We start from the raw sequence: 13657 nt of genomic DNA on the forward strand, positions 1-13657 counted from the left end.
GGCGGCGGTCCGCGATGCGCATCGGCCGGGCAGGCGTCAACCGGTATCCAGCGCGACGCCGTCGGCCCCGGCGTTTCCGGTGGCCATCAGTTCGTCCAGTGCCGTCACCAGCCCTGGTGCCGGCCGGTCGTGGAACACGCCGCAATCGGGTCCCAGAGCCGGGTCCATGCCGCGCAGGAACAGGTAGAACACGCCGCCGAAATGCCGCTCATAGTCGTAGTCCGGCAGCCGCAATCGCAAGTAACGGTGCAATGCCACGGTATAGATCAGGTATTGCAGCAGGTAGGCTTCGCGGGCCATGGCCTCGTCCAGGCGCTCGCGCCGGTAGGCCGCCGGTTCCGCGCCGAGCCAGTTGGATTTGTAATCCACCAGCCAGAACTGGCCGTCAGCCTCGAATACTAGATCGATGAAGCCTTTCATGTAGCCGCGCAGGGGGTTGAATTCCAGGGTTTCGATCATGTCCCGGAACGGGCCGGTGGCGTAACCGTGCCGCTCCAGCACGCGCCGCAAGGCATCGGCGCGCAGCTTGGCGAGCGGGTAGGTGAATTCCATCTCGTTCAAACGCCGATCCGTCGTCACGGTCGCCAGCCGCAGTCCGGCGGAGTTCAGGGGTGTCGCCAGCACGCGTCGCGCCAGATCAGCCACCACCGGCGTCCATTCGGCCGCATCCAGTCCGTGGCCCGTCAGTGTTCGGCCAACCAGCGTTTCCAGCCGCTCGTCTTCACCTTGTGTGAAATCCAGTCGCTCGAACAGGGTGTGCAGGCAGACCCCGGCCCGGGCACCGCGCGGAAATTCGAAGATGCCCTTGCTGGGTGCGGCAACGGCGGTTGCTTCCGCCGCTTCGGGAATCGTGGCGGTCATGTCGTAATCGGGCGCTTCGACCGAATGACCGGCGGTCAGCGCGGTAAAGCTGCCGACCCGCCAGAACTCCGGCAGCGGTCCGGTAAACTCGCGTGCTTGCAACGCCGTCTCCGCGAGGGCCGGCGGCCGATAGCGCTGGCCGGATGCCATCGGTAGCGGCGTGATGGCGATCGTCTCGCCCGCCGCGGCAAAGACGGTTTGCAAGTCGCCGCGCAGCGCCGATGTCGTCAGGTCCTTGAAGCGCTGTCGAGTCACCTTCAGCGGGTCCTGGGATGGCCCGATGACCGGCGGGTGGTGCAGCAGCCAGGCCGGCGGCGCGGTTTCGGCCTCCTTGATCTTGCCCCAGACCAGCGTGCAGCGTTGTTTGGCGCGGGTCAGGGCAACGTAGAACAGTCGTAGGTTCTCGGCCAGTTCCTCGCGGCGGGCGTGTTGTCGGGCGGGGTGCTCTTCATCCGCGCCGACGGCGAGGATGGCTCGGCCGGCGTCGGCGGGATCGTGGTACAGCAAGGCCGTGCCGCCTTTCCCGTCGGCGCGCAGACGGCCATCCCACAGGAACGGGCAGAACACCACGTCGTATTCCAGCCCCTTGCTCTTGTGGACGGTGACGATCCGCACCAGGTTTTCATCGCTTTCCAGCCGCAACTGCTGTTCCTCGTCCCGGTTGGTCGGGACGCGGCGGCGGTCGCCAAGCCACTTGAGCAGGCCCACCATGCCGGGATGGGTTCGGCCGGCGACCTGCAGCAGTTCGGCCAGGTGCAGCAAATTGGTCAAACGCCGCTCGCCGTCACGGAAAGCCAGCAGTCGTTGTGGGACTTCCTCGCCGGTCAGCCAAGCGCGAAAGAAGCGCATGAAACCGTGCTCGCGCCACAACAGCCGGTAGTCCTGAAACTTTTCCAGCCATGCCGTCCAGGATTGTTCCGCCTCGCGCAAGCGATGCAGATCCTCGCCGCTCAGGCCGAATAGATCGGAGGCCAGCGTCGTTCGTACCCGGCCCTCGTCGCCCGGTTCCGCCACCGCCGCCAGCAGCCATTCCAGTTGCAGCGCTTCGTCGGAGACGAATACGTTGTCGTCGGCGTGCTGGACGCTGGGCACGCCCAGTCGCAGCAATTCCCCGCGAATCAGACGTCCCTGCCAGTGGCTGCGCACCAGCACGGCGATGTCGCCGCCGGTCAACGGCCGGTCGCCGATGCGGGCTTGATCGCGCGCGCCCAGATTCAGCAGGCGGGCGATTTCGGCGGCGGTGGCCCGCGCCGCTTGGCGGCTGGCGTCGCCCTTGTCTAGCGGTTTGTCGCCATCCGGTTCCAGCAGCCAGACCTGCAACGGCGGTTCCCGTTGCCCCTGAATCCAGAGCGGTTCCCGCTGCTTGCCGTCGGCCGGGATCGCGGGATGGAAGGGGATGCCGTCGAACAGGAACGGCTGGTTCCCGACCGCGCCGAATACGGCGTTCAGGGCGGTCAGCAGGCGTGGATCGGACCGCCAGTTCACGTCGAGAGTGTGGCGGTTGGCGTCAGGCGTGTCGTTCCGAGCGGTCAGGTAGGCGAAGATGTCCGCGCCGCGAAAGCTGTAGATGGCCTGTTTGGGATCGCCGACCAGGAACACCGGCTTGCCGGCGTCGGTGTAGATATCGCGGAAAATCGCGTATTGCACCGGGTCGGTGTCCTGAAATTCGTCGATCAGGGCGGCGGCGTAGCGGTGGCGTAGGGTTTCCACCAGCGCCGCGCCTGTCGGGGATGGCGTAGCGCCGCGTGCAGATCGAGCAGCAGGTCGTCGTAGGATTGCAGTTGTTGTCGGCGCTTGCGGACGGCCAGTTCGGTATTACAGTAGGCCAGCAATTTGACCGGAATCTGATGCCGACAGTAATCCACCAGCGCCTCGCAGGCGGTTTGCAGCGTTGCGCAGGCGTCGAAAAACGGATGTTGGGGGGTGGCCTTGCCCTTGTTGGTCGAGGCTTGCAGTTTGGTGGCGGTGAATTGCGCGAACTTGTCGAACAGGACGAGCTTGGGGGTTTCCGCCGCCAGATAGGCGTCCATCGCTTCCAGCCAGCCGGGGATGTGTTTCAAGCCATATTTCTGCCGGTTGAGGCTGGATGATTCGAGTAGCAGTTTGGTGATGGCGGCGCGATCTTGCAACCAGAGGGCGCGAGCCTGCCGGAACGCGGCGACGAAGGCATGTTCGAGCGTCGGGCCGTCCGCCTCCGCGTTGGGCGTGACCACCTGTAGATAGGGCTTGCCCAGATGGCGTTCGATCTGACCAAGCAGCTTGTCCGGGCTATAGCGTTCGTCCAGAAAATATTGCACCACCAGCGGCGAGCCGGCGTAGAACTCCCGCCGCCAGAAATCCTCGACGATTTCTTGCAGCAGGTCGCCGGTATCGGCCATCAGTTCGGTCTCGAAAGACAGACCGCTTTCGAAGGCATTGTCGCCGAGCGCCCGCTTGCAGAAGCCGTGAATGGTGAAGATCGCGGCTTCGTCGAAACCGCGCACGGCGTTGCTCAGCCGGCGGATGGCGATTTCCCGGTCCGGCGATAGATCAAGCAGGCGGGTGGCGAGTTCGTCGTGCTCGGCGGCGCGACCGCGCAGGAAGGCGGCGCGAATATCGCTCAGCCGGGCGCGGATGCGGTCACGCAGTTCCTTGGTGGCGGCGTTGGTGTAGGTCACCACCAGGATGCGGCTGACCGGAATGCCGGCCTCGACCACCAAGCGCGCGTACAGCGCGGTGATGGTGTAGGTTTTGCCGGTGCCGGCGCTGGCCTCGATCAGGTTGAAGCCGGCCAGCGGGGTGTAAAGCGGGTCCAGGCGCTGCATGTTGGATGTCGCAAACGGGAATGTTGCCGAACAGCATACCGGCTTGGGGGTTCCCGCGCTCCGCTGAAAAGGGGTTGGGAGATGAAAAATCCGGGGATCGGAGCCTTGGCAACGATCATCGGGGTCTTGCCATGACCAGGATAGCCGCAATGAGCGAAAACGCCAGTTCAAAGAATGCCTTGCCGGCCGCGAACGCGGACCCGGTCCTGTCGGTTCTGTACGAGCAGGGTTTGTTGAGCGATCTGGATGTGCATTTCGCTCGCTTCATGAATCGGCTGGCGGACGGGGGCTCGCCGGATCTGGCACTGGCGGCGGCGCTGGCCAGCCACGCCAGTGGGCAGGGCGATATCTGCATCAACCTGCGCCAGTGGGCGCGGCGGCGGTCATGGGGTGCCGAGACGGAATCGGCCGAACCGTCGCCGGTCGCGCCGCCGCCGGTCGGCGATTGGTTGGCGAGCTTGCGAGCCAGTTCGGTGGTGGGCCGTCCGGGGGAGCGCCAGCCGCTGGTGCTCGATCGGCGCGGCCGGCTGTACCTGTACCGCTATTGGGAATATGAACAGTGCTTGGCGGACGATCTGCTGCGACGATCCCAGGCGGCGTCGCCGAGTGTGGACGAGGCACGGTTGCGCGCCGATCTGGACCGTTTGTTTCCGCATCATCCGCAACTGAGCGGCCCGGACTGGCAAAAGGTGGCGGCGGCGGTGGCGGCCCTGAAGCAGGTCTGCGTGATTTCCGGTGGACCCGGTACCGGCAAGACCAGCACGGTGTTGCGCATCCTGGCGTTGTTGGCCGGGCAGGCGGTCGAACGGCCGTTGCGTATCGCCCTGGCCGCGCCGACCGGCAAGGCGGCGGCTCGCTTGCAGGAGTCGATCCGCGCCGCCAAGCCGTTGCTGGATCTGGAAGCGGAGCAGTTGGCGCAGATTCCCGAAGAAGCGTCCACCTTGCACCGTCTGCTCGGTGCCCGGCCGGATTCGGTCTATTTCCGCTACAACCGCGATGACCCGTTGCCGCTGGACGTGCTGGTGGTGGACGAGGTGTCGATGGTGGGTTTGGCGCTGCTGGCCAAGACCGTGACGGCGCTGCCGGCCGAGGCGCGGCTGATTCTGCTGGGCGACAAGGATCAGTTGGCTTCGGTGGAGGCGGGGGCGGTGCTGGGCGATCTGTGCGCCGGGGCCGGCCGTTTCTCGCCGGAGTTCCAAATGCAGTTGGCGACACTGACCGGCGAACCGCTGCCGCGTGGCCGGGAGTCCTCGTCGCCGCTGGTCGATGCCATCGTGTTGTTGCGCCACAGTTATCGCTTCGGCGCGGACAGCGGTATCGGCGCGCTGGCGCGAGCGGTGAACAGAGGAAAATCGACCGAGGCGCTGGACTTGCTGGTCGGTGCGCCGCACGAGGATATCGTTTGGCAGGAACTGGCCGATCCCGCCGATTTGCCGGAATGGTTGGCGGAACCGGTGACGGCGGGGTTCGCGCCCTATCTGCGGGCGGTGCGGGAAGGGGCCGGACCGGCGGCGGTGTTCGAGCAGTTCAACCGGTTCCGGGTGTTGGCGGCGCTGCGCGGTGGGCCGTTTGGAGTGGAGGCGCTGAATCGTCTGTGCGAGGCGGCGCTGTTCGCCCAAGGGCTGATCGATACCCACTCGATCTGGTACGCGGGTCGGCCGGTGATGGTGGTCCGCAATGACTACAACCTGCGACTGTTCAACGGCGATATCGGCATGACCCTACCGGACCCGGACGCGCCGGAGCGGGTGAAGGTGTTTTTTCTGGGCAACGACGGGGCGCTGCGGAGTTTCGCGCCGGCCCGGCTGCCGGAGCACGAGACCGTGTACGCGATGACGGTGCATAAGAGCCAGGGCTCGGAGTTCGAGCAGGTGCTGGTGGTGACCCCGAGCGAGCCGTCGCCGGTGTTGAGCCGCGAGCTGCTGTACACGGCTTTGACGCGGGCGAAGCGGGAGGCGATGTTTTACGGTGTGCCCGAGGTGTTCGCGGCGGCGGTTGGGCGGCGGTTGCGGCGCTCGTCGGGCCTGCGGGATCGCTTGTGGGTGGAGCCGAGAACGAGGAGGGATCGGTGAGCGGCGGGATCGACGAAGCGAAGTGACGGGATACATCGACGTTCGGTGAGGAAGAATTTTAACGGACTGGGATGGTGGCAATAAAATTTTCGAGTCTTGCATCCAAATCCTATTGGGTTCCGTAATTCAGGGTGTGAATCAGGTCATCCCGATCTTAGCCTTCGAGAGTGTTGGAATGCTCGGATTATTTGGATGGATCATTGAATCCAAGACAACTGAAAATTTTGAGGAGATAAAACCATGCCCTGTAGTTCAGCCGGATATATCGTGCAAAATGGTACCAGTTGGAAACAACAATCAAGCGCCGATGTAAAATCTCAGTCGAAAAGTGCCGAATCTCATGCCGAACGCGAGGCATATAAAGGATTTGGCAACAAATCCGGTCCCTATTTGATTGTCCAGGATGCTTTTCCCTGTTTCGATAAGTGCCATCAATATTTCTTGAAAAAAGATAATATCATTATTAAGGTAACCGCAGATAATACCTTTGATGGCAACAGTTATGTGAAAGAGAAGCTGATCACAGGATTAGGAACCTTGCCATGTTATATTTACTATCATGCTGGAGCGGCAACATTTAGCGTTGGAGTTCCGGGGCCTCCATTAGCTTTCCCGCCGCATCCCAGTCCAGCCGGCGTTTAGGAATGGGTTGAAGCGACTGAATTCGGAATTAACCGGGCGGCTGTTCGATATGTTGATCGGCGCAGGCCCGGTAATTTTCGTCCAGCTTCGGGCGCAGCAGGACGAGCGCCGCAATTCGGCGAGCCATGCCGCTGAATTCCAATGCTTCATCGGCGGACAGCGGCCGACCCAGTAATTCCAATTCTCGATACGACAGCCATTTTTTCAATACTTGATAGCCGCCCAGCGTGAATTCCCATGCCGGGCGCGGCACGTTCTTCCAGTAGCAACCCGCGTTCAAATACACATCCAGCGTTTCCTCGCCCAGAGCGGGTTGTTCCATTGCCGTGAACGGGCGGCTTTCGGTTTTGCCTTTACCAGGCATGGTGACGCCGCCCTTGCCGGCATGGCCCCAACCGGCGGTGAGTTTGAGATGTGTCGGGGTGAGCGGGGTGGAGTCGGCAACGGTCAGCAGGGCGATCTTGGCCAGTTCCGGGCGCGGCTTGCCTTGTTGACGCCGGGCAGTGGGGTTTCGGTGTTGAGCAGGGCGGCGATTTGCCGGCCCAGTTCGGCGGAGGTCAGCAGTCGTTCCTTTGTGGTGGGTAGCGGGATGCGCGGCCAGTCCTGGCGCATGGCATCAGTATTTTCACAACGGTAATCAAAAGAATGCAGAATACTCAGGCAATGGAAAAATAAATCTTGCTCGTTACAAGAGGATTTTTCTAAATATTGACTGGCTATTTTGCTTATGTTTGGCATTTTTCTCATGATTGTGAGAAGAATCAAGCAGCGTAGGCTTCAGGTATAATGGAAATCCTCTGGCTCCGCTATCCATAAAGTTTAAGTCACTAAGAACTCTTATTGGTATTCCAGGTTCAATTATTGGTTTTCTAGTCCTGCCGGTAGTGAATAAAAAAAACATTATCATCAAAAATATGGGGGAAATACTCGCTACGTTTTTCATCAAGTAATTTTGTTTCCGGCTCCCAATAAAGCCAACGAATATCGAAAGGCCGGTAAGCGTATCTGACGATATTCTCGGAGCGGAATTTGCGTTTTTTGCAGGATTGCGCGTGTTTGCTTGGGATCGAACCGCGCGGTGATTTTCATCAAGCTCGGTGCAATTAGGCGCATTTCCTCATCGCTAACCTTCGGATCGAAATACTGCTGCATCCGCTGTTCCAACACCGCGCGGTCGATGTCCACCAAGGCGTCGTCGCGGCTGGTTTTTACGCCGGGGAAGGAGGCCGGAAGCAAATCCGGCAAAAGCGGCCAACTGAGATAATGGGCTTGCACCTGCATCGGCATGAACGGCAGGCCCAATTCCAGCGGCGGTTGCAACGATTGGTAATGCAGCTCTGTTGGCGGGTCGAGACTTTTCAGCAAATCCTCGCGCTTGGATTTCCCCCAGCAGTGACGAAAATGGAGGAGGGGACTGCTGTTTTTCGGGTTCCTCGCCAGCAAGGCAATCGCGGTTCCGACCTGGATGCCTTCCGGGTTGAAATCGGTGGAAAACACGCTGGGATCGGGCAAGCCTTCGGGTGTGAGCTTGCCGGTTTTGTACTTATCGCCGTTCAGGCAATCGATCCAAATCCGGTCGAACTTCTCCAAATACCGTTCCCGCATTCCGGTGAACGACAGCCCATCCAACCAGGAATAATTGGAGATGAAGCAGATCACCCCGCGCCCGCTGTGTTCGACGATGTGCCGTTCCGCCATCCGATAAAATCGCACGTACAGATCGTTCAAGCCCTGGCCCTGCGGTGGTGGCGCGCGGCGGGTCTGGCGGTAGGCGCGGGTCAACTCCTGTTCCTCGTCGATCGCTACCCCGGCGAAGCCGTTGTACGGCGGATTGCCCAGAATCACCAGAATCCGCCGCTCCTGCTTCACCGCCCGCGCCGCGTTGTTCTCGGCCATCAATTCCGGAAAATTCAACGCCAGTTGCGCCATGCGCTTCTTGCCGTCCTCGTCCGGCGGTTGCCAGCCGGTCAGCGCATTGGTCAGATACACACCCAGTCGCTCCGTCTGGCCGGTCGCCTCATCCAAATCCAGCGCCGCGTCCCACTGGTGCAGCAGCAAACCCAATTGCAAATGCGCCACCACGTACGGCGCCGGCAACAGCTCGAAGCCGAATACCCGCGCCAGCGCCGCCTGTTTCAGCCTGGCCCCGGCCGCATCGCCCAAGCCCTGTTCGTCCAGCCGCGCCTTGATGTGCCGCAACACTTCGGTCAAATACGCGCCGGTCCCGCAACAGGGATCGAGCACGAGCACATTCGGATCGGCCAATCCGTCGGCGATATCCAGTTCCTCGCGCAGCACCGTGTCCACCCGCGCCACCATGTAGCGGACGATTTCCGGCGGCGTGTACCACACGCCCAGTTGCTTGCGCAGTTCCGGGTCGAAGGCGTGCAGGAACGGCTCGTAGAAATACTGCACCGCGCCGGCGGCCGCGAACTGGCCGAAGAACGCCGCGCGATCCACTCGGTTCAACACCCCGTTGACCCGATCCAGCACCTCGGCCAGGCCCAGCGGCAACAACCGCGACGGTTGCGACAATTGCTCGAACAGGGCGTGGATCATCGGCACCCGCAGCGTCCAACTCGCCAGCTTCCAGTTGAAGGCATCGCGTCGCTCGGGATTTTCCCCATGCCACAGCACCCAGGCCGAGAACACGCCATAGAATAAGGTCTGGATCAGCGTGGATCGGAAGAAATGCTCGCCGTCATCGGCCTCGAACCGCAGGCCCAGCGCGTTTTCCAGCGCCCCGCGCAGCGTCGCCAGCGCCGGCAAATCCGGCTTGTCCGCCAGCCGGGTCCGCGCGTCGCGGGCATACGAGGCGAGGAACCAGGCGATGTCGCGAGGATTGTTCAGCGGCGCGGCGCACAACAATGCCCGCTGGAGAAATTCCAGCAGCCGTTCGCCGTGAGTCCTGGCGAAAGCGCGCGGCTGTCGCAGTCGGCACCAGAAATCCTCCGCCGAATCCGCCAGCCGGAATGTTTCCAGCACCGCCGGCTGACCCGCGTGGTCCGCGCCGACCAGCAGAAAATCCCGGTGGTTGGTGACCAGCACCAGCCGGTATTTCTCCCAATATTTGCCCACCTGCGCGCCGCCAGCGGTCAGCCAGCCATCTTCCGCCACGCTCTTGATCTCGACCACGCCGCGTTCCGGCAACTGGCCCGGCAACGGCTCGCTCGCGCCCTTGGGGAGTTGACCGGCGATGAACAAACCGGCGTCCGGGCTGCCGGCTCCGGTATTTTTCAACTGCGACACCGCCAGCACGCGCGGTTTCAGCGTCTCCCCGACCGCGTTCAGCAGGTTGATCAGCGCCGGGTAGTAGGAGGTTTCCTTGACGCCGCCGCCGGTGGCGCGGATCTCGTTCAGAGCGGCGAAGTAGGCTTCAGCGGGAGATTGCATGGGGTTTCGCGCGTTGGAGAAATTAAACAATGATACAGAATAGTGGCATGCTAGCGCTTCGTCAGTGGCCGAGGCATTGGCTTGGCTCGGATTCATGCGCGGCCATGCCGAACTTGACATAAGTAGCCTTCCTGCCTATAGTTCCGCCTCTTTGCGGGCCTGGGCGTTCGACCGGCGCGGGTCCGCCGCTAGATTGAGTGAATTTCAAAGCCTTATCTGGAGTAAGGGGCAATGGCCACAATTAACCAGTTGGTAAGCAAGCCACGCGTCAGGGACAAAACCAAGAGCACGGTCCCGGCGCTCGAAGGCTGCCCGCAGAAGCGCGGGGTTTGCACGCGTGTCTACACGACGACGCCGAAGAAGCCGAATTCCGCGCTGCGTAAGGTGGCGCGTGTGCGTCTGACCAACAGTCAGGAAGTGACCAGTTACATCGGTGGCGAAGGCCACAACCTGCAGGAGCACTCGGTGGTGCTGATCCGCGGCGGTCGCGTCAAGGACCTGCCCGGCGTGCGCTACCACGTCGTGCGTGGCAGCTTGGACACCTCGGGTGTCACCAAGCGACGCCAAGGGCGCTCTAAGTACGGTGCCAAGCGACCCAAGTCCTGAGTTTCGCTTTAGCAGATTGCGATTGAGGCGGTTATGCCGAGAAGAAGAGAAGTTCCCAAGCGCGTCATCCTCCCCGATCCCAAGCACGGGAGCGAGATGCTGGCCAAGTTCGTCAACATGATGATGGAGCGCGGCAAGAAGTCCGTGGCCGAGAAGATCGTCTACGGCGCGCTCGATGCCATAGCCGAAAAGGGCAAGGACGATCCGATGGGCTTGCTGGAGCAGGCGCTGGACAACGTTCGCCCGGTGGTCGAGGTCAAGTCCCGCCGGGTCGGCGGCGCCACCTACCAAGTCCCGGTGGAAGTGCGCTCGGTGCGACGGACTGCCTTGGCCATGCGCTGGCTCATCGACGCTTCCCGCAAGCGCGGCGAGAAATCCATGGCCCGCCGCCTGGCCGGCGAGCTGCTGGATGCCGCCGAGAGTCGCGGCACCGCCGTCAAGAAGCGGGAAGACGTACACCGCATGGCGGAAGCCAACAAGGCTTTCGCCCATTATCGCTGGTAAGTCGCGAGGATTGAGTTGTGGCCCGCAAAACCCCCATCGAGCGCTATCGCAACCTCGGCATCATGGCCCATATCGATGCCGGTAAGACGACCGTGACCGAGCGCATCCTGTTCTACACAGGCGTCTCTCACAAGCTGGGCGAGGTGCACGATGGCGCCGCCACCATGGACTGGATGGTGCAGGAACAGGAACGCGGCATCACCATCACCTCCGCCGCGACCACCTGTTTCTGGCATGGCATGGCCGGCCAGTTCGAGGAACATCGCGTCAATATCATCGATACGCCCGGCCACGTCGACTTCACCATCGAGGTCGAGCGCTCGCTGCGGGTGCTGGATGGCGCTTGCGCGGTGTTCTGCGCGGTGGGCGGAGTAGAGCCGCAATCCGAAACCGTTTGGCGGCAGGCCAATAAATACGGCGTGCCGCGACTGGCGTTCGTCAACAAGATGGACCGCGCCGGCGCCGATTTTCTGCGGGTGGTGCAGCAACTCCAGGATCGCCTGGGCGCCTATCCGGTGCCGCTGCAGCTCCCGATCGGTGCCGAGGATAAATTCAAGGGCGTGGTCGATCTGATCAAGATGCAGGCGGTCTGGTGGGATGAAGACAGCCTTGGCATGAAATTCGAGTACGGCGACATTCCCGCCGAGATGCAAGCCGCTTGTGAGGCTTGGCGCGAAAAGATGGTCGAGGCCGCCGCCGAAGCCTCCGACGAGATGATGGAAAAGTATCTGGAAGGCGAGCCGCTGAGCGAGGACGAGATCCACGCCGGCTTGCGTGCCCGCACCGTCAAGGGCGAGATCGTGCCGGCCTTGTGCGGCTCGGCTTTCAAGAACAAAGGCGTGCAGGCGATGCTGGACGCGGCGGTGCGTTACTTGCCGTCGCCGATCGACAAGCCGCCGGTCAAGGGCGTGCTGGACGATGCCGCCGAAAGCGAGGGTGAACGGCCGGCCGACGACGGTGCGCCGTTCGCGGCCCTGGCCTTCAAGATCGCCACCGATCCTTTCGTCGGTACCCTGACCTTCATCCGCTGCTACTCCGGCGTGATCAATTCCGGGGACTCGGTTTACAACCCGGTCAAGAGTCGGCGCGAGCGTATCGGTCGTCTGGTGCAGATGCATGCCAACAGCCGTGAGGAAATCAAGGAAATTCGCGCCGGCGACATTGCCGCCTGTGTCGGTCTGAAGGACGTGACCACCGGCGATACCCTGTGCGATGCCGATAAAGTCATCACCCTGGAGCGGATGGAATTCCCCGAGCCGGTGATCGCGGTGGCGGTCGAGCCCAAGACCAAGGCTGATCAGGAAAAGATGGGCATCGCCCTGAGCAAGCTGGCGCAGGAAGATCCCTCGTTCCGGGTTCACACCGATCCCGAATCGGGGCAGACCATCATTTCCGGCATGGGCGAATTGCACCTGGAGATCATCGTCGACCGTCTCAAGCGCGAGTTCAAGGTGGACGCCAACGTCGGCAAGCCGCGCGTCGCCTACCGCGAAACCATCCGCAAGACGGTGGAGCAGGAAGGCAAGTTCGTGCGCCAGTCCGGCGGGCGCGGTCAGTATGGCCATGTCTGGCTGCGACTGGAACCGCGCGAGCCCGGTGAGGGCTACGAGTTCGTCAACGCCATCGTCGGCGGCGTGGTACCTCGCGAATACGTCCCGGCGGTGGATAAGGGCGTGCAGGAGCAAATGGAGAAGGGCGTGTTGGCCGGCTATCCCGTGGTGGATGTCAAGGTCACCATCTTCGACGGTTCCTACCACGAAGTCGATTCCAGCGAAATGGCTTTCAAGATCGCCGGATCGATGGGTTTCAAGGAGGGCGCCCTCAAGGCCGGCGCGGTGCTGCTGGAGCCGATCATGAAGGTCGAAGTGGTGACCCCCGAGGATTACATGGGTGACGTGATGGGCGACCTCAACCGTCGTCGCGGCATCCTCCAGGGCATGGACGATTCGCCGTCGGGCAAGGTGATCCGCGCCGAAGTGCCGTTGGCCGAGATGTTCGGTTATGCCACCGATCTGCGCTCGGCCACTCAGGGCCGCGCAACCTATTCCATGGAATTCGCCAAGTACAACGAAGCCCCCGCCAATATCGCGGAGGCGGTGATCAAGAAAGCCTCCTGAAGCGTTTTGCTGAAGACGGTTGTTGAAGATTTGAATCGGATGGAGTGAGTACGGTGTCCAAAGAAAAGTTTGAGCGCAGCAAGCCGCACGTCAACGTGGGGACGATTGGCCACGTAGACCACGGCAAGACCACGCTGACGGCGGCGATCACGAAGGTGATGGCGACGCAATTCGGTGGCGAATTCAAAGCCTACGACCAGATCGACTCCGCGCCGGAAGAAAAGGCGCGCGGCATCACCATCGCCACGGCGCATGTGGAATACCAATCGCCCAAGCGGCACTACGCCCACGTCGACTGCCCCGGGCACGCCGACTACATCAAGAACATGATCACCGGCGCCGCGCAGATGGACGGTGCCGTACTGGTGGTCTCGGCCGCCGACGGCCCGATGCCGCAAACCCGCGAGCACATTCTACTGGCGCGTCAGGTCGGGGTCCCGTGCATCGTGGTCTACCTCAACAAAGCCGACATGGTCGACGACGCCGAACTGCTCGAACTGGTAGAAATGGAAGTGCGGGAACTGCTCAGCAGCTACGACTTCCCCGGCGACGACGTCCCCATCGTCACCGGCAGCGCGCTCAAGGCCCTGGAAGGCGACCAAAGCGACATCGGCGAACCCTCGATCCTCAAACTGGTCGACGCCATGGACGCCTACAT

At 62.2% G+C, this 13657-nt stretch carries 11 protein-coding genes and 1 pseudogene; 6 read left to right on the top strand and 6 right to left on the bottom strand.

The annotated features are described in order from the left end of the window. Window positions 1–36 precede the first annotated feature (36 nt). Together recB and E4P82_RS17510 are read right to left on the bottom strand one after the other, a co-directional pair. Window positions 37–2571 (bottom strand): exodeoxyribonuclease V subunit beta, encoded by a 2535-nt coding sequence (gene recB, locus E4P82_RS17505; RefSeq protein ID WP_169250085.1) that lies wholly within the window; start codon window positions 2569–2571, stop codon window positions 37–39. Then, complete coding sequence (locus tag E4P82_RS17510) at window positions 2535–3665, bottom strand: UvrD-helicase domain-containing protein (RefSeq protein WP_169250086.1); 1131 nt, start codon at window positions 3663–3665, stop codon at window positions 2535–2537. The genes recB and E4P82_RS17510 overlap by 37 nt, the downstream gene beginning before the upstream one ends. 149 nt (window positions 3666–3814) lie before the next feature. On the opposite strand from E4P82_RS17510, the gene recD reads away from it, so the two are divergent. Both recD and E4P82_RS17520 read left to right on the top strand, forming a co-directional pair. Next, window positions 3815–5737, top strand: coding sequence for an exodeoxyribonuclease V subunit alpha (gene recD, locus E4P82_RS17515; RefSeq protein WP_169250087.1), 1923 nt, complete (start codon window positions 3815–3817; stop codon window positions 5735–5737). Window positions 5738–6004: 267 nt separating this feature from the next. Then, window positions 6005–6379, top strand: a complete 375-nt coding sequence (locus tag E4P82_RS17520; RefSeq protein WP_169250088.1) for a hypothetical protein — start codon at window positions 6005–6007, stop codon at window positions 6377–6379. A gap of 28 nt (window positions 6380–6407) precedes the next feature. Here the strand turns inward: E4P82_RS17520 and E4P82_RS17525 are convergent, their stop codons facing one another. From E4P82_RS17525 to E4P82_RS23300, 4 genes and pseudogenes are all read right to left on the bottom strand, one after another. Beyond that, window positions 6408–6743, bottom strand: a complete 336-nt coding sequence (locus E4P82_RS17525) for a type ISP restriction/modification enzyme (protein ID WP_169250089.1) — start codon at window positions 6741–6743, stop codon at window positions 6408–6410. A gap of 83 nt (window positions 6744–6826) precedes the next feature. Further along, window positions 6827–7126: a type ISP restriction/modification enzyme gene (locus E4P82_RS22920; protein ID WP_312915564.1), complete on the bottom strand. Its 300-nt coding sequence runs from the start codon at window positions 7124–7126 to the stop codon at window positions 6827–6829. Window positions 7127–7248: 122 nt separating this feature from the next. Further along, window positions 7249–7446 (bottom strand): type ISP restriction/modification enzyme, encoded by a 198-nt coding sequence (locus E4P82_RS23295; protein WP_312915567.1) that lies wholly within the window; start codon window positions 7444–7446, stop codon window positions 7249–7251. A gap of 1030 nt (window positions 7447–8476) precedes the next feature. Further along, window positions 8477–9892 (bottom strand): annotated as a pseudogene (locus E4P82_RS23300) (N-6 DNA methylase); the annotation flags it as partial. Window positions 9893–10003: 111 nt separating this feature from the next. Here E4P82_RS23300 and rpsL point away from each other — a divergent pair. The 4 genes from rpsL to E4P82_RS17555 form a co-directional block, all read left to right on the top strand. After that, on the top strand, window positions 10004–10378 hold the full coding sequence (rpsL, locus tag E4P82_RS17540) for a 30S ribosomal protein S12 (protein WP_169250092.1): 375 nt from the start codon (window positions 10004–10006) through the stop codon (window positions 10376–10378). Window positions 10379–10411: 33 nt separating this feature from the next. Beyond that, window positions 10412–10882, top strand: coding sequence for a 30S ribosomal protein S7 (rpsG, locus tag E4P82_RS17545; protein WP_169250093.1), 471 nt, complete (start codon window positions 10412–10414; stop codon window positions 10880–10882). A gap of 17 nt (window positions 10883–10899) precedes the next feature. After that, window positions 10900–12999, top strand: a complete 2100-nt coding sequence (gene fusA, locus E4P82_RS17550; protein ID WP_169250094.1) for an elongation factor G — start codon at window positions 10900–10902, stop codon at window positions 12997–12999. A 53-nt stretch (window positions 13000–13052) separates the two neighbouring features. Beyond that, window positions 13053–13657, top strand: a 605-nt coding sequence (locus tag E4P82_RS17555; protein WP_169250095.1) for a GTP-binding protein, incomplete at its 3' end; no start/stop codon positions are given.

The sequence above is a fragment of the Candidatus Competibacter phosphatis genome (assembly GCF_012939995.1).
GTDB classification, from domain to species: domain Bacteria; phylum Pseudomonadota; class Gammaproteobacteria; order Competibacterales; family Competibacteraceae; genus Competibacter; species Competibacter phosphatis.

What these genes read in the sequence shown, in the direction of transcription:
- E4P82_RS17510 (WP_169250086.1), bottom strand. Translation starts at nt 3,665, where the DNA reads ATGCAGCGCCTGGACCCGCTTTACACCCCGCTGGCCGGCTTCAACCTG.
- recD (WP_169250087.1), top strand. Translation starts at nt 3,815, where the DNA reads ATGAGCGAAAACGCCAGTTCAAAGAATGCCTTGCCGGCCGCGAACGCG.
- rpsL (WP_169250092.1), top strand. Translation starts at nt 10,004, where the DNA reads ATGGCCACAATTAACCAGTTGGTAAGCAAGCCACGCGTCAGGGACAAA.
- E4P82_RS17525 (WP_169250089.1), bottom strand. Translation starts at nt 6,743, where the DNA reads ATGCCTGGTAAAGGCAAAACCGAAAGCCGCCCGTTCACGGCAATGGAA.
- rpsG (WP_169250093.1), top strand. Translation starts at nt 10,412, where the DNA reads ATGCCGAGAAGAAGAGAAGTTCCCAAGCGCGTCATCCTCCCCGATCCC.
- E4P82_RS22920 (WP_312915564.1), bottom strand. Translation starts at nt 7,126, where the DNA reads ATGAGAAAAATGCCAAACATAAGCAAAATAGCCAGTCAATATTTAGAA.